Genomic DNA, 20,232 nt, shown 5'->3' with positions numbered 1-20,232 from the left:
ACGACACGTCGACCGGGGTCAGAAGGCGTACCGGATGTCCAGCCACGGGGCGCGGTGGGCCACCAGATCCCGCACCCGGGCCACCGCCGCGCGCTTGACGTCGGCCCGGTAGCGCACGTTCTCCTGGCCGTTCTGGCTGCGCTTGGGCTCCTGCAGATCAGGGCGCCACAGCAGCTGCTCGGCCGTGGGGTGCCACCCGAGGTTCACCTCGTGCAGCGCCTCGTTGTGGGTCAGCAGGATCACCTCGGCGGCGGCCTGCGCCTTGGCCGCCGGCCCGAGCTCGTCGTCCAGCCGCTCCAGGAGCCCGCCCCAGTCCTCCTCCCAGCCCGGGCGCAGCACGACGGGGGAGAGGTTCAGGTGCACCTCGTAGCCGGCCGCCACGAAGTCGTCGACGGCGGCGATCCGGTCGGCGATCCGGCTGGTGCGGACGTCGAGCACCCGGGCGTCGTCGTCGGGCATGAGGGAGAAGCGGATGCGGGTGCGGCCGGCCGGGTCGAGGTCCAGCAGCCCGCGGTTGACGTACTTGGTGGCGAAGGACGCCTTCGCCGTCGGCAGGTCGCGGAAGGTGGTCACGAGATCGGCGACGTTGTCGCTGACCAGGGCGTCGACGGAGCAGTCGCTGTTCTCGCCGATGTCGTAGACCCAGCTGGCCGGGTCGCACTGGTCGGGTTGGGTCTTCGGTCCCTGCCGGGCCACGTGCCGGCGCAGGTGCCCGGTGATCTGCTCGATGTTGGTGAAGACGGTGATCGGGTTGGCGAAGCCCTTGCGCCGGGGGACGTAGCAGTAGGCGCAGGCCATGGCGCAGCCGTTCGCCGTGCCGGGCGCGATGAAGTTCGCCGAGCGGCCGTTGGGCCGGGTGGCCAGACCCTTGCGGACGCCGAGCACCAGGATCTCGGTCTTCACCCGCACCCAGCGGTCGACGTTGCCCGCGTTGCCGTGCAGCTCCGGGATCTGCCAGTGGCTGGGCACCTCGACCACCTCGGCGTCGGGGAACCGGTCCAGGACCTGGCGGCCGCGGGAGGACTCGGTCGCGGCCGGCTCGGCGTAGATGCGGCGGATCCGGAGGAGGTGGTTGGGCGGCATCGGCGCCGGCGGCGGCCCGACCTCGAAGAGCGTGAGCGGCTCGGCGGCTCTCATGTTCCGTGCAGCGTCGCGCGGGCGGCCGCCATTCCGGTGCCAGACTTCCCGGGTGAGCGCATCCGGCCCGCCCCGCATCGACCTCAACGCCGACCTCGGGGAGGGGTTCGGCGTGTGGCGGCTGGGCGACGACGACGCGCTGCTCGAGGTCGTGAGCAGCGCCAACGTCGCCTGCGGCTTCCACGCCGGTGACCCGGTGACGATGCGTCGCGTGTGCACGGCCGCCGTGGCGGCCGGGGTCTCGATCGGCGCGCAGGTGTCCTACCGCGACCTGGCCGGGTTCGGCCGGCGGTTCGTCGACGCCGCGCCGGCCGAGCTGGCCGCCGACGTGCTGTACCAGCTCGCCGCGCTGGACGGCATCGCCCGGACGGCCGGGGGACGGGTGTCCTACGTCAAGCCGCACGGGGCGCTCTACAACGCGGTCGCGCACCACGAGACCCAGGCGCGGGCGGTGGTGGAGGCCGTCGCCGGCTACGACACCGGTCTCGCGGTGCTGGGCCTGCCCGGCTCGGTGCTGCTGGGCAGCGCCGCGGCCGCCGGGCTGCCGACCGTGGGGGAGGGCTTCGCCGACCGCGGGTACGCCCCCGACGGCACGCTGGTGCCCCGGGGAGCGGCGGGAGCGCTGGTGCACGACCCCGCCGCGGTGGCCGAGCGGGCCGTCCGCATGGCCGCCGAGGGCACGGTGCGGGCGGTGGACGGCAGCACCGTGCGGGTCGAGGTGCGGTCGGTCTGCGTGCACGGGGACACCCCGGGAGCGGTCCACCTCGCCCGGGCGGTCCGGGGCGCGCTGGAGGCGGCCGGGCTCCGGGTCGCCCCGTCCGCCGGCTGAGGCGTCGGTGGCGTCAGCCGCGGGGCCGGAGGTCCTCGACCAGGCGGCGTCCGGTCAGCAGCTCCGCCGCGACCTCGTCCACTGACCGCCCCGCGGTGTAGGCGTCGGTGCGCAGGAGCGCCAGCGCCTCGGCGGGGTCGACGTCCAGGGCGACGCTGACCTTGCCCATCGCCTCCCACACCGCCGCCCGCCGGCGCGGCGCCGGGCCCTGCATCCAGCCGGGCCCCTCGGCCGGGGTCCAGGTGGACCACACCGCCGCATCGCCGAGCGAGGAGGTCACCAGCTCCCCGACGGCGACGGCCTCGAAGACGTCCAGCTCGGGAACGGCCGCGGAGTGCGTGAAGAAGAGGTCGAGCGCGCCGTCGCCGGCGGGCCCCGGCTGCAGCGGCAGGGCGACGACGGCGCGGAACGGCGTCGCGCCCAGCAGCAGCTCGGCGAACATGGGCCACCGCCGCCGCAGGTCCTCCTCGACGGCGAACACCGGCTGACCGGTGGACCGGCTCGTCATGCACGGGCCCTCGCCGGTGGTGAACTGCATCCGTTCGGCGCTCGACGCCTCCGGGCTGCTGGCCCCCAGCGGAACGCGGCGCCCGCTGCCGTCGAGCAGGCTCAGGCCGGCGCCGTCGACCCCGAGCAGGGCGGCGCACGCGCGGCTGAGCCGCACGGGCAGCAGCTCCGGCCCGGCGAGCTCCGGGTCCGACTCCCGTGCCAGCGCGGCCTCGAAGCGCCCCGCGATGGTCACGCCCGATTGTCTGCCCGGCGGGCCGGGTGCACATCCGGTGACGCCGCTCTCCCGATGTCGGGCGGTCGCTCATCCGGCCGGGCCCCCGGGCCGGTGGGTGCAGGCCACCTCCCGCACCGCCTGGGTCCCGGTCGGCCGACAGCAGCCGCCCGCGGGCGCCGGGACGGAGTGCTCGGGCGGCATCACAGCGTCAGCTGGTCCTCGTGCCCGGTCCGCCACTCGACGAGCACGATCGTGGCGTCGTCCTGCAGCCGGCCCGCCTGGTGGTCCATCACGCTGCGCATCAGCCGCCGGAGCGTCTCCGGCGGCGGGTCGCCGGCCGTCTCCGCGCGCACGACGAAGTCCGCGAGGCGCTCCTCGCCGAAGAACTCGCCCGCCGGCGAGCGGGCCTCGGTGATGCCGTCGGTGTGCAGGAGCACCCGGTCACCCGGGCGCAGCTGCACCTCGCACTCGTGGGCCGGCCCCTGCTGGAGCCCGAGCGGCAGGGCCGGCCGGCAGGGGTGGGCGGGCAGGAGGACGCCGTCGCGCACGACCAGGGGGGCGCCGTGCCCCGCGTTGACCCAGCTCAGCCGGCCGGACAGCAGGTCGAGCCGCGTCAGCAGCGCGGTGGCGAACTGGCTGCCGGGGAACTGACCGGCGATCGCGGTGTTCATCGCCTCCGACGTCGCGGGGAGGGACCGCTCGTGCCGGCGGGCCGAGCGGTACGCGCCGACGGCGACCGTGGCCAGCAGCGCCGCGGGCAGGCCGTGGCCCATCGCGTCGAGGACCATGAGATCGGCGACGGGGCCGTTGACGGCGTAGTCGAAGGTGTCCCCGCCGATCCCGTAGGAGGGTTCCAGGGCCGCGGAGATGACGACGCGCTCGGTGCCGAAGGTCAGCGGCGGGACGAGGTCCCACTGGATCTCCGCGGCGAGGCTCATCGGCCGGGTGCGCCGCAGCCGCGCGAACACGTCGCTGTAGGCGCTGCGGGTGACGCACAGCTCGGCCACGAGCGCGGCGAAGGCCCGGCGTTCGTCGTCCTGCTCCGCAGGGGGCTCGGCGTCGAACAGCAGCTCCAGGACACCGACCCGTTCCGCGCCGTCGAGCAGGGGCACCCACAGCCGCACACCGGCGTCGTGACCGGGGGAGCGGGTCACCTCGACCCGGCGGAAGGCCAGCCCGCCGACCGAGCCGTCGACGGTCAGCGGGGTGCGCGGCGGAACGTCCTCCCCGGGAACCGGCACGAGGGAGGAGTGCTCGTAGTCGGCCAGGTAGACCACGGCCGCACGGGCCCCCAGGAGCGTCGCGTGGCGGGAGACGACCGTGCCGAGCCGATCGGCGGGGAGGTGGTGCGACGACCGGAGCAGGGACCGCAACGGGTCCTGCCCGGCGGGCGTCGTCGAGGTCACGACGGTCCAGCATTCCACCGGCGCGCGGACCGGGCGACCGGAGCGCGGGGGCAGATGCGCTGGTCACGTGCCCGGATGACCGGTGTTCCATCATGGGCCGGTGTCCGGCGGCGGAGGGATCACGCGGGCCGTGCCCTACGGGGACCGCGCGGTCCTGGTGGAGGCGGCGGACCCGGCCGACGTCCCGGGTCTGCGGGCCGCCCTGGCCGCCGCGCCCCTCGCCGGGCAGGTGGACCTGGTGCCGGCGGCGCGCACCGTGCTGGTGGTCCTCGACCGCCCGCCCACCGAGCTGGACCTCGCCGTCCTGCGGCGGCTCGTGCCGGCCGAGCTCTCCGCCGGTTCCGCCGGGGCCACCGTCGAGCTGCCGGTGGTCTTCGACGGTCCGGACCTCGCCGAGGTCGCCCGGCTGACCGGGCGCACCGAGGACGCCGTCGTCGGCGCGCTGACCGCCGCCCGGTTCGTCGTGGCCTTCGGCGGTTTCGCCCCCGGCTTCGGCTACCTGACCGGGCTGCCCGCGGCGCTGCACGTGCCGCGCCGACCGACCCCGCGCACCCGGGTGCCGGCCGGCGCGGTGGCTCTGGCCGGCCCCTACGCCGGGGTCTACCCGCGGGCCTCGCCGGGCGGCTGGCAGCTGGTGGGGCGCACCGACGCGGTGCTCTTCGACGTCGACCGGGACCCGCCGGCGCTGCTGGCCCCCGGCACGGCGGTCCGTTTCCGGGTGGTGGGCTGAGTGCTCGCCGTCCTCGCCTCCGGGCCCGCCACCACGGTGCAGGACGCCGGCCGGACCGGCTGGGCGTCGATCGGGGTGCCCCGGTCGGGCGCCGCCGACGCACCGGCGGCGGCGCTGGCCAACCGGCTGGTCGGCAACCGGCCACCGGCGGCGGTGCTGGAGGTCACGGCCGGGGGGCTGCGGATCCGCGCGGAGCGCGCCCTCCTGGTGGCCGTGACGGGCGCGCCGGCGCCGGTGACCATCAGCGGGCGCCCGGCGCCGTTCGCCGCCCCGACGACGCTGCCCGCCGGCGCGGTCCTCGCCCTGGGTGCGCCGCGCACCGGCCTGCGCAGCTACCTCGCGGTCCGGGGTGGCGTCGACGTGCCCCCGGTGCTGGGCTCGCGCAGCACGGACACCCTGTCGGGGCTGGGGCCGCCCGTCGTCACTCCCGGGCTCCGGCTGCCGGTCGGGTCGCTGGTGGGGGAGGAGCCGTTCGTCGACGTCGCCCCGGTCGCCGCGCCGTCGGACCGGCCGGTGCTGGGCGTCCTCCCCGGACCGCGGCGGGACTGGCTCGACGAGGCCGCGTGGCCGGCCCTGGTCCGGGCGGAGTGGCGGGTCAGCCCGGACAGCGACCGGGTGGGCCTGCGGCTGGCCGGGCCCCGGCTCGGCCGGGCCCGCGACGGGGAGCTGCCCAGCGAGGGCCTGGTGCCGGGAGCGGTGCAGGTGCCGCCCGACGGCGCGCCGGTGCTGTTCCTCGCCGACCACCCGGTCACCGGCGGCTACCCGGTACTGGCCGTCGTCCGCACCGCCGACCTGGCCGCGGCGGCCCAGCTGCGCCCCGGTGACGTCGTCCGCTTCCGGACGGCTCGCTGAGCGCCACCGCAGCGGCAGGATCGCCGGGTCGTCCGGTTCCGGCACGATGCGCGCGGCCACCGCCCGCCGGTCAGCAGGGTCAGCACGGTGTGGTGGGCAGCGTGCGCGGCAGCGGCCACGCTCCGGCAACGACCACGCCGGTGATCCCGTCCTCGCCGACCGGTCCGAAGACGCGGGAGTCGATGGACCCGTCCCGCTGGTCGCCGAGCAGGAACACCGAGCCGTCGGGGACCTCGACCGGCCCGAACCAGACGCCGTCGAGATGCGCGGGGTCGCTCCAGGGCTCGCAGATCGTCACGCCGTCCACCACCAGAGCGCCGTCCTCGATGGCGACGGACTGGTGGAGGAAGCCGGCTGGCAGTGTGCTGCCCCGTCTCGTGGCGTGCCAATCGTGCGCGGACGGCGCGGAGCCGTCCCACCGGGGGGCCGCAGGGCTGGCGTGCTCACCCCTGACCGGGTCCGGTACGGGACCAGGATCTGCGCGACGGGCGCGTCGCCGGACCCGGGGCGGGTGCGCAACGTCCTCTCGTGAGGGGGTTGCGACGGCATCTCCGCCAGGGCGGCAGGGCCCCCGATGCCGGGGCGACCGGTGATCGGGTGAGGAACGGGCGGTCGTCGGCATGCGGTCCTCCGTGCGAGCGGGCGCGGAGCCCCTCCGACGGGGCGCGACCGGATGCACAGTCTCGGAGCGTCTCACCAGGGCGGGCAGCCGAGGGGTGGGGACGTGCGTGCCCCCAATGTGAGGGGTCGCGGTCCGCCCGCCGCCGGCTCACCCACGGGCGGCCAGGACCTCCGCGTAGACCTCCACGGTCTGCCGGGCGATCGCGGCCCAGCCGAACTCGGCGACGACCCGTTGGCGGCCGGCGGCGCCCATGGCGGCGGCGCGCTGCGGATCGGCCAGCAGCTCGGCGGTCCGGGCAGCCAGGCCCGCGGCGAAACCGGCGGGGTCCGTCTCGTCGTAGGGCACGAGCAGACCGGTGCGGCCGTCGTCGACCACCTCCGGGATCCCACCGACGGCGCTGGCGACGACTGCGGTGCCGCAGGCCGCCGCCTCGAGGTTGACGATGCCCAGCGGTTCGTAGACCGACGGGCAGACGAACACGGTGGCGCCGGTGATCAGCGGCACCAGCTGCTCGCGCGGCAGCATCGCCTCGATCCAGACGACGCCGTCGCGGCGGGTCTGGAGGGCGGCGACGGCGTCGGCGACCTGCTGCCGCTCGGCCGGGGTGTCGGCGGCGCCGGCGCAGAGCACCAGCCCGGCGTCGGCGGGCAGCAGGTCGGCGGCCGCGAGCAGGTGGGCGAGCCCCTTCTGGCGGGTGATCCGGCCGACGAACAGCGCGTAGGGGCGGTCGGGATCGACGCCCAGCGCGCGGACGGTCTCCGGCTCGGGCACCGGGCGGTAGGCCTCGGCGTCCACGCCGTTGTGCACGACGTGCACCCGGGCGGGGTCGAGCTCGGGGTAGACGGCGAGCACGTCGTCGCGCATGCCGGCGCTGACCGCGATGACGGCGTCGGCGGCGAGGTAGGCGGTGCGTTCGGCCCACGAGGACAACCGGTAGCCGCCGCCGAGCTGCTCGGCCTTCCACGGCCGGCGCGGCTCCAGGGAGTGCGCGGTGATCACGTGCGGTGCCCCGTGCACCAGCGCGGCCAGCAGGCCGGCGGTGTTGGCGTACCAGGTGTGGCTGTGCACCAGGTCGGCACCGGCCAGGGCGGCGGCGATCTCGACGTCGACGCCCAGCGCCTGCAGCGCCCCGTTGGCGCCGGAGAGGCCGGACGGGACCGGATGGGCGGTCGCGTCGGCCCGCTCGCCCCCGAAGCAGTGGACGTCGAGGTCGGGCCCGTCGGGCAGCGCGCGCAGCGCCGCGACGAGGTGTTCGACGTGCACCCCGGCGCCGCCGTAGACGTCCGGCGGCCACTCACGCGTGACGATCCCGATCTGCACGCCATCACCCTAGGGGGGCGTATGTGGCGGACGCAGGACGCCGCGGCCCCGAGCAGCGGATACGGTGCTCCCATGCGCGGCGGTCCACGGGTGCTCGGCATCGTCCTGGCAGGCGGTGAGGGGAAGCGGCTGTCGCCGCTGACCCAGGACCGCGCCAAGCCGGCGGTCCCCTTCGGGGGCAACTACCGGCTCATCGACTTCGTCCTCTCGAACCTGGTCAACGGCGACGTCCGGCAGATCGCCGTGCTGACCCAGTACAAGAGCCACAGCCTCGACCGGCACATCACCCAGACCTGGCGGATGTCCCAGCTGCTCGGCAACTACGTCACCCCGGTACCGGCCCAGCAGCGGCTCGGCCCGCGCTGGTACACCGGCAGCGCCGACGCGATCTTCCAGAGCCTCAACCTCATCTACGACGAGCGGCCGGAGATCGTCGTCGTCTTCGGCGCCGACCACGTCTACCGGATGGATCCGGCGCAGATGATCGACCAGCACCTGCAGACGGGGGCGGGGGTGACCATCGCCGGGCTGCGGGTGCCCCGCCGGGAGGCGACCGAGTTCGGCGTCATCGACTCCGACGCCGCGGGGAAGGTGCTCGGCTTCCTGGAGAAGCCGGCGGACCCACCCGGCCTGCCGGACTCGCCCGAGGAGAGCTTCGCCTCCATGGGCAACTACGTGTTCACCACCGACGCCCTGCTCGAGGCGTTGCGCACCGACGCCGAGGACGAGGACTCGGTCCACGACATGGGCGGCTCGATCATGCCCATGCTCGCCGACGCGGGGGAGGCGTGGGTCTACGACTTCTCCACCAACGTCGTCCCCGGGGCGACCGAGCGCGACCACGGCTACTGGCGGGACGTCGGGACGATCGACGCGTACTACGACGCGCACATGGACCTGGTGTCGGTGACGCCGGTGTTCAACCTCTACAACGACCGCTGGCCGATCCTCACCCTGCCGCCGCAGCAGCCGCCGGCGAAGTTCGTGCTGGGCGGCCGCGCGGAGGAGTCCATGGTCAGCGCCGGGGCCATCATCGGCGGTGGTGCGGTGCACGGTTCGGTCGTCTCCCCCGGAGTGCGGGTGGAGCGCGGGGCCAGGATCGAGCAGAGCGTCGTGATGGACGGCGCGTACATCGGTGAGGGCGCACAGGTCCGGCGGGCGATCCTGGACAAGAACGTCGTCGTCCCGGCGGGTGCGCGGATCGGCTTCGACCACGACCTGGACCGGGAGCGCTACCACGTCAGCGCCGGTGGCGTCACCGTGATCGGCAAGGGCGCCCGCGCGTTCCTGTAGCGGGCCCGTCGCCGCTAGCTGCGCCTGGTGGCGACCAGCAGGCCGCTGCCCATCGGCAGGACGGCGGACAGGAGGGTCTCGTCGTCGCGGATCGTGCGGGCGATCTCGCGCCAGGCCACCGACTGCGGGTCGCGGGCGGTGCGGTCGGCGACCCGGCCGCCCTCGAGCAGCCCGTGACAGGTGAGCGTGCCGCCGACCCGCACCAAGGCGAGCAGCGTGGCCAGGTGCTCGGAGTACTCGCGGGGCGGCCCGGCGCAGCAGACCAGGTCGTAGCCGCCGGGGGAGAGCCGGGGGAGCACCTCACCGGGGGTGCCGAAGATCAACCGCACCCGGCTGGCGGGCACCTTGGCCTCGGCGAACGCCGAGCGCGCCGCGCGGAGCTGCTCGGGGTCGGCGTCCAGCGCCGTGAGGACGCCGTCGGGCCGCATCCCGCGCAGCAGCCACAGGGCGGCCAGCCCGCCACCGCTGCCGATCGAGACCACCGATCGGGCCCCGGACGTGGCGGCCAGGACGGCGAGGGTGGCGCCCACGGGCGGCTCCACCGGGGCGGCGCCGGACAGGAGGTGCGCGCGCTGCCGAGCGGCCGCCATCTCGGGCGACTCCGCGGCGAAGCGGTCGGCGTAGGCGGCGCCCTGGTCGGTGCCGCGCCCGCGCGGCGGTTCCTCGGCGCTCATCAACAGCCGAGGGTAGTGGCCCGCGCCGCGGCTCCCGTGCGCGCGGCCGTACCTGTGCGTCTCCTGGGAGCCGCGGTGCGCGGGAACACGGATGTGCCGGTCGTCCGTTGATCAGGACGTGCGCTTGAAGCGACCCGTGCCCGCCCGACCCGCCGACGCCGGGAAGGTCCTGACCACCCCGGTCTGCGATCCTGGTGACGTGTCCGAGCCCACCGCACCGCAGCCCGTGGGTCCCGTCGCGGATCCCGACGCGTGGGTTGCCCCGTCCTGGGAGCAGGTCGTGCGCGACCACTCCGCCCGGGTGTACCGGCTGGCCTACCGGCTCTCCGGCAACCCGCAGGACGCCGAGGACCTGACGCAGGAGACCTTCGTCCGGGTGTTCCGGTCCCTGGCCGACTACTCGCCCGGCACCTTCGAGGGCTGGCTGCACCGGATCACCACGAACCTGTTCCTCGACATGGTCCGCCGCCGGCAGCGGATCCGGTTCGACGCACTGCCCGAGGACACCGAGCGGCTTCCGGGTCGGGCGCCGAGCCCGGAGCAGGTCTACGCCGACACCCACCTCGACCCCCAGGTGCAGGCCGCGCTCGACGCGCTCTCGCCCGAGTTCCGGGTGGCCGTGGTCCTCTGCGACATCGAGGGCCTCACCTACGAGGAGATCGCCGCGACCCTCGGCATCAAGTTGGGCACGGTGCGCAGCCGCATCCACCGCGGCCGGGTCCAGCTGCGCGAGGCGCTGGCGCACCTGGCCCCGCGCCGCGCGGGCGTTTCCGGGGAGCTCGGGGCATGAGCATCCCGGAGAGCCACCTGGCGCAGGAGGCGATCGCCGCGCTCGTCGACGGCGAGTTGACCGCCGGACCCGCGAACCGGGCCGCACGGCACCTTGCCGGCTGCGCCACCTGCCGCATGGCCGTGGCCGCGCAGCGGGAGGCCAAGGAGGCCCTGCACGACTCGGCGGACGTCGCGGTCCCCGGTGACCTCATGTCGCGGCTGTGCGCGATCCCCTTCACCGCCGACGTCCCGGGCTCCGGCGACGGGAGCGGGACGATGAGCGCCGCGCCCGGCGAGCTGACCGTCTCGGGGAGCACGGGCGCCTGGTCGCTCGACCTCACCGAGGGTGCCCACCGGCGCGGTCCGTTCGGCGGGCGCTGGTTCCGCCGCGGGGTGGCCGGGACGCTGGTGGGTCTGGGCGCCGGGGTGACCGCCCTGGCGCTCAGCCTCCCCGCCGACACGGGGCCCGCGACCGGAGCCGACACCGCCCGCCCGCAGCAGCACACCGAGGTCGCCCCGCCGGTGGTGCGCACCGTCACCGTGGACACCTCCGCCGGTATCCCGGGCGGTACCCCCTGACCGAACCCCGGGATCACGCGCCCGGCGACGCGGGCGTCTTCGCCCGGCCCGAGGGCCAGTCGGGCGCCTTCGACGAGACCGCGGCGCAGCGGCTGAGTCCCCGCTCCGTCCCCGCGCCGCAGCCCACCCCCGCGCAGGCCGGCGCGTTCGGCCGGCCCGAGCACGTCTCGGGCAGCTTCGCCGGCGGTCGCCCGGCGGCCCCGCAGCGGCCCGTCCCGCCGCCCCCGCCGGAGGCGCTGCTGCGCGCGTTCGGCCCGCCCGTGCCCGGCCGCGGCGGCCTGCAGGACCCGCCCGACGGCCGCCCGGGCGCCCGCCGGACCGCCACCGGCCCCTGGTGGAAGGCCGACGCGCGCAGCGATCCCTGGCGCGACCCGGCGTCCCCGGCCGGCCTCGGTGCCCCCGCCGTGTACGAGGAGGACGACCAGCCGGGCCCGGTCGTCGTCGACGCGCAGGGCCGCCGCAAGGTCCGGCTGCGGGACCTGTCGGTGCGGCTGACCACGCTCGCCGTGCTCGCCCTGCTGGTGGTCGGGCTCGTCGGCGGCGGGGTCGGCTGGTACCTCACCCGCACCGCCGACGAGACGCCGCTGTTCACCCCCGGCACGACGCTCTCCCAGGTCGACCCGGGCATCACCCGGGAGCCGGGGTCGGTCTCCGACATCGCCGACGCCGTCATCCCCGCGGTCGTCTCGATCGAGGTGCGCGTCGGCCAGGCCGGCGCCACGGGCTCCGGCGTCGTGATCGACGGGGAGAACGGCTACATCGTCACCAACAACCACGTCATCTCCGGCGCCGACGAGGTCGAGGGGGCGGAGATCCGGGCGGTGTTCTCGGACGGCAGCGGGTCCGCCGCGCGCATCGTCGGCCGTGACCCGGCCAGCGACATCGCGGTCATCAAGGTCGAGAAGCCGGGCCTGGTGACGGCCTCCCTCGGCCGCTCCGCCGAGGTCGTCGTCGGCGATCCGGTGGTGGCCATCGGCTCGCCGCTCGGGCTGGCGGGCACGGTCACCAGCGGCATCGTCAGCGCGCTCGACCGACCGGTCCGGCTGTCCGGCGAGGGCACCGACACCAATGCCGTCATCAGCGCGGTGCAGACCGACGCCCCGATCAACCCGGGCAACTCCGGCGGGGCGCTGGTCGACGCGAGCGGCGCGCTGGTCGGCATCAACACTGCCATCGCCTCCACCGGGGCCGGCGGCTCGATCGGCCTGGGCTTCGCCATCCCCATCGACACGGTGACGCGGATCGCCGAGCAGCTCATCTCGACCGGGTCGGCCGTGCACGCCACGCTCGGGGTGAACGCCCGGTCGGTCACCGACGGCACCCGGGACGGCGCCCTCGTGCTGAACGTGGAGCCGGGCAGCCCCGCGGCCCAGGCGGGCATCCGCGAGGAGGACGTCATCATCGCGGTCGACGACACCCCGGTCGGCAGCTCCGAGGAGCTGGCCGTGGCGGTGGACGCCCGCCGGCCCGGCGACCAGGTCACCGTCGAGCTGGTGCGCGGGGGAAGGTCCCGCACGGTCGAGGTGACCCTCGGCGCCGCCTGAACAGGGGGGCGACCGGGCAGGGGTCCGGCGCCTACGCTGGAGCCGGTGACCGCGCGGGCGGTCGGGGCCAGACGGGAGCGACGGTGTTCGACTCGATCGGCTGGGGCGAGATCGCCGTGCTGGCGCTCGCGGCGCTGTTCATCTTCGGCCCCGAGCGCCTGCCCGACCTGGCCAAGGAGGCCGCCTCCGGGTTGAAGCGGATCCGCTCGGCCGTCACCGGGGTGCGCGAGCAGGTCAACGAGTCGCTGGGCGACGAGTTCTCCGACCTGCGCGACCTCGACCTGCGCAAGTACCACCCGAGGACGTTCATCCGCACCCAGCTGCTGGGTGACGAGGAGGACGGTCCGGCGCGGCCGACCGGCGCCACCGGCGCGACGGCGGCCACGGTCGTGGCCGCACAGGTGCGGGACCGCGCCGTTCCGCCGCCGTTCGACATCGACGCGACCTAGCCCCGGACGCACTCTGGGGGTGTTCCTCCCGCTCCCGGCCCCCTGCAGGACCCGGAAGCGCGAGGAACACCCCCAGAGAGGGCCGGTCAGCTCAGTGCTTGACCGGGGTGAGACCGAGGGACATGCCGGACAGGCCGCGCTGGCGGACGGCGAGTCCCTCGGCGATCTTCTCCAGGGCCTGCGCGGCGGGGGAGTCGGGGTCGGCGAGCACGATCGGCGCACCGGCGTCGCCGGCCTCGCGGAGGCGGGTGTCCAGCGGGATCTGGCCGAGCAGCGGCACCCGGGCACCGAGCGTGCGGGTGAGGGCGTCGGAGACCGTCTGGCCACCGCCGGAGCCGAACACCTCGACCCGCGAGCCGTCCGGCAGATCCATCCAGCTCATGTTCTCGATGACGCCGACCACCTGCTGGTGGGTCTGGGTCGCGATCGCGCCGGCTCGCTCGGCCACCTCGGCGGCGGCCAGCTGCGGGGTGGTGACGACGAGGATCTCGGCGTTCGGCAGCAGCTGCGCGATGGAGATGGCGACGTCGCCGGTGCCCGGCGGGAGGTCCAGCAGCAGGACGTCCAGGTCCCCCCACCACACGTCGGCGAGGAACTGCTGCAGCGCGCGGTGCAGCATCGGCCCGCGCCACACCACCGGGGTGTTGCCCGGGGTGAACATGCCGATCGAGATGACCTTCACGCCCATCGACTGCGGCGGCATGATCATGTTGTCGACCTGGGTGGGCTTGTCGTCCACGCCCAGCATGCGCGGCACGGAGTGCCCGTAGATGTCGGCGTCCACGACACCGACGGCCAGGCCGCGCTTGGCCAGGGACGCGGCGAGGTTCACCGTGACGCTGGACTTGCCGACGCCGCCCTTGCCGGAGGCGACCGCGTAGACGCGGGTCAGCGAGCCCGGCTGGGCGAAGGGGATCACCGGGTCGGCGGCGTCGGTGCCGCGGACCGTCTTGCGCAGCTCGGCGCGCTGCTCGTCGCTCATGACGTCGAGGGCCACCTGCACCGACGTCACGCCGGGGACGGTCGACACGGCCTGGGTGACCCGGGTGGTGATCGTCTCGCGCATGGGGCAGCCGGCGACGGTGAGGTAGACCTCGACGGCGACCGAGCCGTCCGGCCCGATCCGCACATCCTTGATCATGCCCAGCTCGGGGAGCGGGCGGTTGATCTCCGGGTCCTGGACGGTGGCCAGAGCGGCGTTGACGGCGTCGAGCGCGGGCGTGCCGGTCAGCTGGTCGGGCATCGTGTTCGTCTGTCTCCTTCGACGGGGGACCGGCGTCCGGCGGTCGGCGGCAGCCGCGGCGACCTGCGCGATCGGTCGCCTGCCACTGTACGGCGGGCGGCGCTCCGTCCCGCTCCCCGGAGGGTGATCCGGGACGCACCTGGGGCGTCACTAGGGTCGGCTCGTGTCGCCCGACCGGTCGCAGACCCTGCGAGACGCCGTCGGTCTCGGTTTCGCCGTCGGCCTCTACGGGGTGGCGTTCGGCGCCGCCGCGGACGCGGCGGGGCTGGACGTCTGGCAGGCGCTGGTGCTCTCCGCCGTCATGTTCACCGGCGCCTCCCAGTTCGCCCTGATCGGCGTGCTCGGGGCCGGGGGTAGCGCCCTCGCCGCCGTCAGCAGCGCGTTGCTGCTGGGCACCCGCAACACCGTCTACGGCGTGCGGCTGGTGCCGCTGCTGCGGCCGCGGGGCCGCGTCCGCCGGGCGGGGACGGCGCACTGGGTGATCGACGAGACGACGGCGCTGGCGCTGGCGGCTCCTGACCGGGCGCTCGCCGGGCTGGCGTTCCTGGTGGGCGGCACGACGCTCTACCTGACCTGGAACGCGACGACCGTCGTCGGTGCGCTCGGCGCCGCCGCGCTCGGGGGCGCGGCGCGGGCGGCGCTGGACGCCGTGGTCCCGGCCGCGTTCCTCGCCCTGCTGTGGCCCCGGCTGGGCCGGTCCTTCCCCGAGCCCACCGTGCAGCGCCGGGTGGCGCTCGGCGGCGCGGCGGTCGCGCTCGCGCTGACGCCGCTCGTCCCGCCCGGGGTGCAGGTGGTCGCCGCGGTGGTGGCGGTCGCCCTGGCCGGCCGGCCGCGGCGCGCGGTGGCCTCGTGAGCGACACCTGGACGGCGGTCCTCGTCGCCTCCGTGGGCTGCTACCTGCTCAAGCTGGCCGGGCTGTCGGTGCCCGCTTCCTGGGTCGAGCAGCCGTGGGTGGCGCGGATCGTCGACTTCGTGCCCGCGGCGCTACTGGCCGCCCTCGTCGTCGTGCAGGGACTGACCAGCGGCGACCGGATCGTGGTCGACGGTCGGCTGGCCGGGCTCGTAGTCGCTGCGCTGGCGCTGGCGCTGCGGGCGCCGTTCATCCTGGTGCTGGTCCTCGCGGGGGCGGCGGGCGCGTTCGTGCACGTCCTGGCCGCCTGACCGGTGTTCCAGGCCGCGGCCTGCTCCGGCTCGCCGGCTTCGCGGTGCTCGGTGCCGACCCGGCCCCGTGGCCCGGTGGGGTGATGGCCCTGGCTGGCCGGCCTGCTGCGCCGGCTGCCTCACCTGGGCTGACCGGCTGAGGTCAGGGCACCGGGTCGGCCTGCTCCCGGCGCTTCCTGCTCTTCTTCTTGCGGTCGCCGTCGTCGTCGGTGTCCTCGGGCAGCAGGCGGTTGAGCTCGCCGCGGATGAAGTCGCGGGTGGCCAGCTCGCCGACGGCCACCCGCACCGCCGCGAGCTCCCGGGCGAGGTACTCGGTGTCGGCGCGGGTCGATGCGGCCCGGGCGCGGTCCTCCTCGGCCTGCACCCGGTCGCGGTCGGCCTGGCGGTTCTGCGCGAGCAGGATCAGTGGAGCGGCGTAGGCGGCCTGCGTCGAGAAGGCGAGGTTCAGCAGGATGAACGGGTAGGGGTCCCAGCGCAGCCGCACGGCGAAGACGTTCAGCGTGATCCAGACGACGACCATGATCGTCTGCACAGCCAGGAACCGGCCGGTGCCGAGGAACCGCGCGATGCCCTCGGCGAACTGGCCGACGGCGTCGGGGTTCAGCCGCAGGAAGCTGCCGAACCGGCGGGCGCTCCCGCGGGGGACGTCGAGCCGGGGGCCGTCAGCCACGGCGGGCTCGCTCCCGCCAGTCGTCGGGCAGCAGGTGGTCGAGGACGTCGTCGACGCTGACCGCACCGACCAGCCGGCCCTGCGCATCGACCACCGGCGCGGCGACGAGGTTGTAGGTGGCGAAGTAGTGGGTGACCTCGGCCAGGGGCGCCTCCGGCTTCAGCGGCTCGAGGTCGTCGAGCACCCCGCTGACCAGCGTCGACGGCGGTTCGCGCAGCAGCCGCTGGATGTGCGCGAGGCCCAGGTACCGGCCGGTCGGCGTGGCCGACGGCGGGCGGCACACGTAGACCTGGCTGGCCAGCGACGGCGTGATCTCCTCCTGGCGCACCCGCGCCAGCGCCTCGGCGACCGTGGCGTCCGGGGCGAGGATCACCGGCTCGCTGGTCATGATCCCGCCGGCAGTGTCCTCCGAGTACTTGAGCAGCTGCCGCACCGACTCGGCCTCGTCGGGCTCCATCAGCTCCAGCAGCCGGTCCCGGTCGACGTCGTGCAGCTCCGACAGCAGATCGGCGGCGTCGTCGGGGTCCATCTCCTCGAGCACGTCGGCCGCCCGGCCCTCGTCGAGGGTGCCGAGGATGGTGATCTGCTCGGCCTCGGGCAGCTCGCCGAGGACGTTGGCCAGCCGCTCGTCGTCCATCGCCTCGGCCACCTCGTGCCGGCGCTTGATCGGCAGCTCCTGCAGCGCGTGCGCCATGTCCGCGGCGTTGAGCTCCCGGTACGTGGCGATCAGCGTCTCCGCGCCCTGCCCGGTCTGGGGCAGCGCCAGCCCGGTGACCTCGTCCCACTCGAGCTGGTGCAGCTGGCCGCGCCGGCCGAGGCGGCCGGGCTCCTGGACGGCGAGCCGGGAGAGCAGCCAGTCGCCGGTGCGGGTCTGCTCCATGCCGGCGTCGACGACGTAGGCGGTGCGACCGGACTCGTTGATCCGCACCTGCCGGTCCAGCAGCTCACCGAGCACCAGCGTCTCGCCGGCCCGCTGCTCGAACCGCTTGAGGTTCAGCGTGCCCGAGGCGAGCAGCACCGCGCCCGGGTCGATGGCGGTGACCCGGCCCATCGGCACGAAGATCCGGCGCCGGGCGACGACCTCCACGACCACGCCGAGCACCCGCGGGCACGCGGTGCCCACGCGCAGGGCGACGACGACGTCGCGGACCTTCCCGACGCGGTCGCCGTTGGGGTCGAACACGGTCAGCCCGGCGAGCCGGGAGACGTACGCCCTGCTCACCGTCGTCACGGGGCGAAGGCTACCGTCGGGGCCGTGGCTGCCCCGGTCGAGCTGGACTACGAGGTCGTCGACGTGTTCGCCGGGCAGGCGTTCGCCGGTAACCCGCTGGCCGTCGTCTTCGACGCCGACGGACTGACCACCGCGCAGTGCCAGGCCCTGGCGAACGAGTTCCACCTGTCCGAGACGTCCTTCCTGTCCGCTCCCACCGAGCCGGACGCCGACCGTCCTGGGTCGGCCGCGGGTCCGCAGGCCGACTACCGGGTCCGCATCTTCACGCCGTTCGCGGAACTGCCCTTCGCCGGACACCCGAGCGTCGGCGCGGCGCACACGCTGGTGCGCACCGGACGGCTGCCGGCCGGGACGCTGCGCCAGGAGTGCGGCGCCGGGGTGCTCGACCTGGTGGTCGACGCCAACGGCGCGACGCTCTCCGGGGGCCGGCCCGCCCTCCAGGACGGCCCGGCGCCCGCGGAGCTCGCCGCCGCCCTGGGGCTGGCGGCGTCCGACGCCACGGGCATGCCCGCCGACGTCGCCGGCTGCGGACTGCCGTTCGCCTACCTCTCGGTGAGCCCGGAGGCGGTCGACCGGGCGGTTCCGGACCGGTCGCTGCTGGCTGGGCTCGACGTCGGGGAGGGGATCTCGGTGCTGTCCTGGGACGCCGCGTCGGCCACCGCCCGCGCCCGGGTCTTCGCCGCCGATCTCGGCTGGGGCGAGGACCCCGCCACCGGCTCCGCCGCCCTCGGCACCGGGGTGTGGTTGGTGAGGCGCGGCCTGCTCGCCGGCGGGGGCACGTCGTCCTACACCGTCCGGCAGGGCGAGCGCCTGGGCCGGCCCTCGGTCCTCGAGTGCACCGTGACCGCCGCCGGCCGCCGGGCGGTCGCGGCCACCGTCCGCGGCGCCGTCGTCCCGATCGCGCGCGGCCGGATCCGGGTGCCGCTCTGGTGAAGGACCCTCCTGCCCCCCGCCGCTCGCCCGCTCGCGGCGGAGCCCTGCAGGAGGGGCACGCGTCCTCGGCCTGGGCGCTCCACCGCCCGGGGAGCCGCGAGGTCGGCCTGCTCTCCCTCGCCGTCGTCGGCATCTCGCTGTCGGCGCCCCTGACCGCGCTGGTGACCGCGCCGATGCTGGCGCTGGCGTTCTGGCGCAACGCCGCCGGCGCGGCCGCGCTCGTCCCGGTGCTCCTCACCCGCGAGCGCGCCACGCTCGCCGGGCTGAAGGCGCGGGACCTGCGCAGCTCGGTCGTCGCGGGGCTCTTCCTCGCGGCGCACTTCGCCGCGTGGCTGCCCAGCCTGTCGATGACGACGGTGGCCGCGTCCGTCGCGCTGGTCACCACCACGCCGATCTGGACGGCGCTGGCGGCGCGGATCTCGGGGGTGCGGCTGTCGGCCGCGGTCTGGTGGGGCCTGCTCCTCGCGTTCGCCGGCGTCGTGCTGATCGTCGGGGTGGACGTCACGGTGAGCGCCGAGGCCCTGGCGGGAGATGCCCTGGCGCTGCTGGGGGCCGTCTGCGCCGGCGGGTACGTGCTGGCCGGGGCGCGCGCCCGCCAGCGGCTGGCGACCTCGGCCTACGCCGTCCTCTGCTACTCCGTGTGCGCCGCTGTGATCGCGGGCGCGGCGCTGCTCGTCGACGCGCCGCTGGCCGGCTTCGAGGCCCGCGACTGGTGGCTGATCGCGGGCATCACCGTCTCCGCGCAGCTCTTCGGGCACACGCTGCTGAACCTGGTGCTCTCGTCGGTGGGCCCGACCGTCGTGAGCCTCGCCGTCCTGCTCGAGGTACCGGGTGCGCTGCTGTTCGCACTGGTCCTGCTCGGCCAGGTCCCGCCGCTGCTGGCGCTGCCCGGCGTCGTGCTGGTGGTGGCCGGGGTGGCGCTGGTCGTGCGGGCCAGCCGGCCGACGATGCTGGTCGAGCCGGGCACCTGAAAAAGGACCCCGTCGCCCCCTCACCACTCGCCGGCTCGCGGCGGGACCCTGCGACGGGGCCGATACGCCGTCGCTACCCTCCGGTAGCTGAAGACGCCGTCGTCTGCATGAAGAGAGGCACCGTGGCCGAGCTCCGATCCCGTCGTTCCAACCTGGCCGTTCCCGGCAGCAACCCGCGCTTCCTGGAGAAGGCCAAGGGTCTGCCGGCCGACCAGGTCTTCCTCGACCTGGAGGACGCCTGCGCACCGCTGGCCAAGCCCGGCGCCCGGAAGAACATCGTCGCGGCCTTGAACGAGGGCGGCTGGGGCGAGAAGATCCGCACCGTCCGCGTCAACGACTGGACGACGGAGTGGACCTTCCAGGACGTGGTCGAGGTCGTCGGCGGAGCCGGCGCGAACCTCGACTGCATCATGCTGCCGAAGGTCGCCGACGCCGCCCAGGTCAAGGCGCTGGACCTGCTGCTCACCCAGATCGAGAAGGCCAACGGCCTCGAGGTCGGCCGGATCGGCATCGAGGCGCAGATCGAGACGGCGCAGGGCCTGATCAACGTCAACGACATCGCGTTCGCCAGCGACCGGATCGAGACGATCATCTTCGGCCCGGCCGACTTCATGGCCAGCATCAACATGAAGTCGCTCGTGGTGGGTGCCCTGCACCCCGACTACCCGGGCGACCCGTTCCACTACATCCTCATGCAGATCCTGATGGCCGCCCGCGCGCGTGGCGTCCAGGCGATCGACGGCCCGTTCCTCCAGGTGCGCGACGTGCCGGCCTTCGAGGAGGTCGCCAAGCGCTCGGCGATGCTCGGCTTCGACGGCAAGTGGGTGCTGCACCCCGGCCAGATCGACGCCGCCAACGAGATCTACGCGCCGTCGCAGGAGGACTACGACCACGCCGAGCTGATCCTCGACGCCTACGACTGGGCGACGTCGGAGGCCGGTGGCAAGAAGGGGTCGGCGATGCTCGGGGACGAGATGATCGACGAGGCCAGCCGCAAGATGGCGCTGGTCATCGCGGGCAAGGGCCGCGCCGCGGGCCTGTCCCGGACGTCGTCCTTCACCCCGCCGGAAGGGTGACGCGTACCTCCGGACGC

At 75.2% G+C, this 20,232-nt stretch carries 22 protein-coding genes; 13 read left to right on the top strand and 9 right to left on the bottom strand.

Annotation, left to right across the window (positions count from 1 at the left end; all coding sequences use genetic code 11):
• Positions 1–18 precede the first annotated feature (18 nt).
• Complete coding sequence (locus ACI791_RS03465; protein ID WP_456584749.1) at positions 19–1,137, bottom strand: spore photoproduct lyase family protein; 1,119 nt, start codon at positions 1,135–1,137, stop codon at positions 19–21.
• 52 nt (positions 1,138–1,189) lie between these two features.
• Here ACI791_RS03465 and ACI791_RS03460 point away from each other — a divergent pair, with 52 nt between their 5' ends.
• Entirely contained in the window at positions 1,190–1,966 is a 777-nt protein-coding gene (locus ACI791_RS03460) for a LamB/YcsF family protein (protein ID WP_456584748.1), read from the top strand.
• 13 nt (positions 1,967–1,979) lie between these two features.
• Here ACI791_RS03460 and ACI791_RS03455 read toward each other — a convergent pair whose 3' ends face one another.
• Positions 1,980–2,708 (bottom strand): ANTAR domain-containing protein, encoded by a 729-nt coding sequence (locus ACI791_RS03455; RefSeq protein ID WP_456584747.1) that lies wholly within the window; start codon positions 2,706–2,708, stop codon positions 1,980–1,982.
• A gap of 182 nt (positions 2,709–2,890) precedes the next feature.
• Positions 2,891–4,096, bottom strand: a complete 1,206-nt coding sequence (locus ACI791_RS03450; RefSeq protein WP_456584746.1) for a PP2C family protein-serine/threonine phosphatase — start codon at positions 4,094–4,096, stop codon at positions 2,891–2,893.
• Positions 4,097–4,196: 100 nt separating this feature from the next.
• Here ACI791_RS03450 and ACI791_RS03445 point away from each other — a divergent pair, with 100 nt between their 5' ends.
• Both ACI791_RS03445 and ACI791_RS03440 read left to right on the top strand, forming a co-directional pair.
• Entirely contained in the window at positions 4,197–4,826 is a 630-nt protein-coding gene (locus ACI791_RS03445) for a 5-oxoprolinase subunit B family protein (RefSeq protein WP_456584745.1), read from the top strand.
• Entirely contained in the window at positions 4,827–5,678 is an 852-nt protein-coding gene (locus ACI791_RS03440) for a 5-oxoprolinase subunit C family protein (protein WP_456584744.1), read from the top strand. It abuts the gene before it with no gap.
• A 79-nt stretch (positions 5,679–5,757) separates the two neighbouring features.
• Here the strand turns inward: ACI791_RS03440 and ACI791_RS03435 are convergent, their stop codons facing one another.
• Both ACI791_RS03435 and glgA read right to left on the bottom strand, forming a co-directional pair.
• The gene (locus ACI791_RS03435; RefSeq protein ID WP_456584743.1) at positions 5,758–6,300 is read right to left on the bottom strand and encodes a S26 family signal peptidase; all 543 of its coding nucleotides are present in this window, start codon (positions 6,298–6,300) and stop codon (positions 5,758–5,760) included.
• Between the two features lie 147 nt (positions 6,301–6,447).
• Positions 6,448–7,620 (bottom strand): glycogen synthase, encoded by a 1,173-nt coding sequence (glgA, locus tag ACI791_RS03430; protein WP_456584742.1) that lies wholly within the window; start codon positions 7,618–7,620, stop codon positions 6,448–6,450.
• A 72-nt stretch (positions 7,621–7,692) separates the two neighbouring features.
• Here glgA and glgC point away from each other — a divergent pair, with 72 nt between their 5' ends.
• The gene (gene glgC / locus ACI791_RS03425) at positions 7,693–8,913 is read left to right on the top strand and encodes a glucose-1-phosphate adenylyltransferase (RefSeq protein ID WP_456584741.1); all 1,221 of its coding nucleotides are present in this window, start codon (positions 7,693–7,695) and stop codon (positions 8,911–8,913) included.
• 14 nt (positions 8,914–8,927) lie between these two features.
• Here glgC and ACI791_RS03420 read toward each other — a convergent pair whose 3' ends face one another.
• On the bottom strand, positions 8,928–9,587 hold the full coding sequence (locus tag ACI791_RS03420; RefSeq protein WP_456584740.1) for an O-methyltransferase: 660 nt from the start codon (positions 9,585–9,587) through the stop codon (positions 8,928–8,930).
• A 199-nt stretch (positions 9,588–9,786) separates the two neighbouring features.
• Here ACI791_RS03420 and sigE point away from each other — a divergent pair, with 199 nt between their 5' ends.
• The 4 genes from sigE to ACI791_RS03400 all read left to right on the top strand — a co-directional run bounded on the left by sigE (position 9,787) and on the right by ACI791_RS03400 (position 12,930).
• Positions 9,787–10,377: an RNA polymerase sigma factor SigE gene (sigE, locus tag ACI791_RS03415; RefSeq protein ID WP_456584739.1), complete on the top strand. Its 591-nt coding sequence runs from the start codon at positions 9,787–9,789 to the stop codon at positions 10,375–10,377.
• Positions 10,374–10,937 carry an anti-sigma factor family protein gene (locus ACI791_RS03410; protein ID WP_456584738.1) on the top strand — a complete coding sequence of 188 codons (564 nt, stop codon included), beginning with the start codon at positions 10,374–10,376 and terminating at the stop codon, positions 10,935–10,937. Before sigE ends, ACI791_RS03410 begins: the two co-directional genes overlap by 4 nt.
• 260 nt (positions 10,938–11,197) lie before the next feature.
• Positions 11,198–12,481: a S1C family serine protease gene (locus ACI791_RS03405; RefSeq protein ID WP_456584737.1), complete on the top strand. Its 1,284-nt coding sequence runs from the start codon at positions 11,198–11,200 to the stop codon at positions 12,479–12,481.
• Between the two features lie 83 nt (positions 12,482–12,564).
• Positions 12,565–12,930 (top strand): twin-arginine translocase TatA/TatE family subunit, encoded by a 366-nt coding sequence (locus ACI791_RS03400; RefSeq protein WP_347059594.1) that lies wholly within the window; start codon positions 12,565–12,567, stop codon positions 12,928–12,930.
• 91 nt (positions 12,931–13,021) lie between these two features.
• Here ACI791_RS03400 and ACI791_RS03395 read toward each other — a convergent pair whose 3' ends face one another.
• Positions 13,022–14,173 carry an Mrp/NBP35 family ATP-binding protein gene (locus ACI791_RS03395; RefSeq protein WP_456584736.1) on the bottom strand — a complete coding sequence of 384 codons (1,152 nt, stop codon included), beginning with the start codon at positions 14,171–14,173 and terminating at the stop codon, positions 13,022–13,024.
• Between the two features lie 163 nt (positions 14,174–14,336).
• Here ACI791_RS03395 and ACI791_RS03390 point away from each other — a divergent pair, with 163 nt between their 5' ends.
• Entirely contained in the window at positions 14,337–15,026 is a 690-nt protein-coding gene (locus tag ACI791_RS03390) for an AzlC family ABC transporter permease (RefSeq protein ID WP_456584735.1), read from the top strand.
• Complete coding sequence (locus ACI791_RS03385; protein WP_456584734.1) at positions 15,023–15,334, top strand: AzlD domain-containing protein; 312 nt, start codon at positions 15,023–15,025, stop codon at positions 15,332–15,334. Before ACI791_RS03390 ends, ACI791_RS03385 begins: the two co-directional genes overlap by 4 nt.
• 142 nt (positions 15,335–15,476) lie before the next feature.
• On the opposite strand, the gene ACI791_RS03380 is transcribed toward ACI791_RS03385, so the two are convergent.
• Both ACI791_RS03380 and ACI791_RS03375 read right to left on the bottom strand, forming a co-directional pair.
• Positions 15,477–16,004: a DUF1003 domain-containing protein gene (locus ACI791_RS03380; protein ID WP_456584733.1), complete on the bottom strand. Its 528-nt coding sequence runs from the start codon at positions 16,002–16,004 to the stop codon at positions 15,477–15,479.
• Positions 15,997–17,235: a magnesium transporter MgtE N-terminal domain-containing protein gene (locus ACI791_RS03375; RefSeq protein ID WP_456584732.1), complete on the bottom strand. Its 1,239-nt coding sequence runs from the start codon at positions 17,233–17,235 to the stop codon at positions 15,997–15,999. The genes ACI791_RS03380 and ACI791_RS03375 overlap by 8 nt, the downstream gene beginning before the upstream one ends.
• 24 nt (positions 17,236–17,259) lie before the next feature.
• Between ACI791_RS03375 and ACI791_RS03370 the strand changes: the two genes are divergently transcribed.
• From ACI791_RS03370 to ACI791_RS03360, 3 genes are all read left to right on the top strand, one after another.
• Positions 17,260–18,168, top strand: coding sequence for a PhzF family phenazine biosynthesis protein (locus ACI791_RS03370; RefSeq protein WP_456584731.1), 909 nt, complete (start codon positions 17,260–17,262; stop codon positions 18,166–18,168).
• Positions 18,165–19,139: a DMT family transporter gene (locus tag ACI791_RS03365; RefSeq protein ID WP_456584730.1), complete on the top strand. Its 975-nt coding sequence runs from the start codon at positions 18,165–18,167 to the stop codon at positions 19,137–19,139. Before ACI791_RS03370 ends, ACI791_RS03365 begins: the two co-directional genes overlap by 4 nt.
• A 122-nt stretch (positions 19,140–19,261) precedes the next feature.
• On the top strand, positions 19,262–20,215 hold the full coding sequence (locus tag ACI791_RS03360; RefSeq protein ID WP_456584729.1) for an HpcH/HpaI aldolase/citrate lyase family protein: 954 nt from the start codon (positions 19,262–19,264) through the stop codon (positions 20,213–20,215).
• Positions 20,216–20,232: the final 17 nt, after the last annotated feature.

The sequence above is a fragment of the Blastococcus sp. SYSU DS0973 genome (genome assembly GCF_054051055.1).
The sequence above is the reverse complement of the archived record's forward strand: the minus strand, read 5'-3'. Positions and strand labels throughout refer to the sequence as shown.

Coding starts and splice junctions, on each gene's coding strand:
- ACI791_RS03410 (WP_456584738.1), top strand. CDS start 10,374: ATGAGCATCCCGGAGAGCCACCTGGCGCAGGAGGCGATCGCCGCGCTC.
- ACI791_RS03465 (WP_456584749.1), bottom strand. CDS start 1,137: ATGAGAGCCGCCGAGCCGCTCACGCTCTTCGAGGTCGGGCCGCCGCCG.
- glgC (WP_456584741.1), top strand. CDS start 7,693: ATGCGCGGCGGTCCACGGGTGCTCGGCATCGTCCTGGCAGGCGGTGAG.
- ACI791_RS03420 (WP_456584740.1), bottom strand. CDS start 9,587: ATGAGCGCCGAGGAACCGCCGCGCGGGCGCGGCACCGACCAGGGCGCC.
- ACI791_RS03435 (WP_456584743.1), bottom strand. CDS start 6,300: ATGCCGACGACCGCCCGTTCCTCACCCGATCACCGGTCGCCCCGGCAT.
- ACI791_RS03395 (WP_456584736.1), bottom strand. CDS start 14,173: ATGCCCGACCAGCTGACCGGCACGCCCGCGCTCGACGCCGTCAACGCC.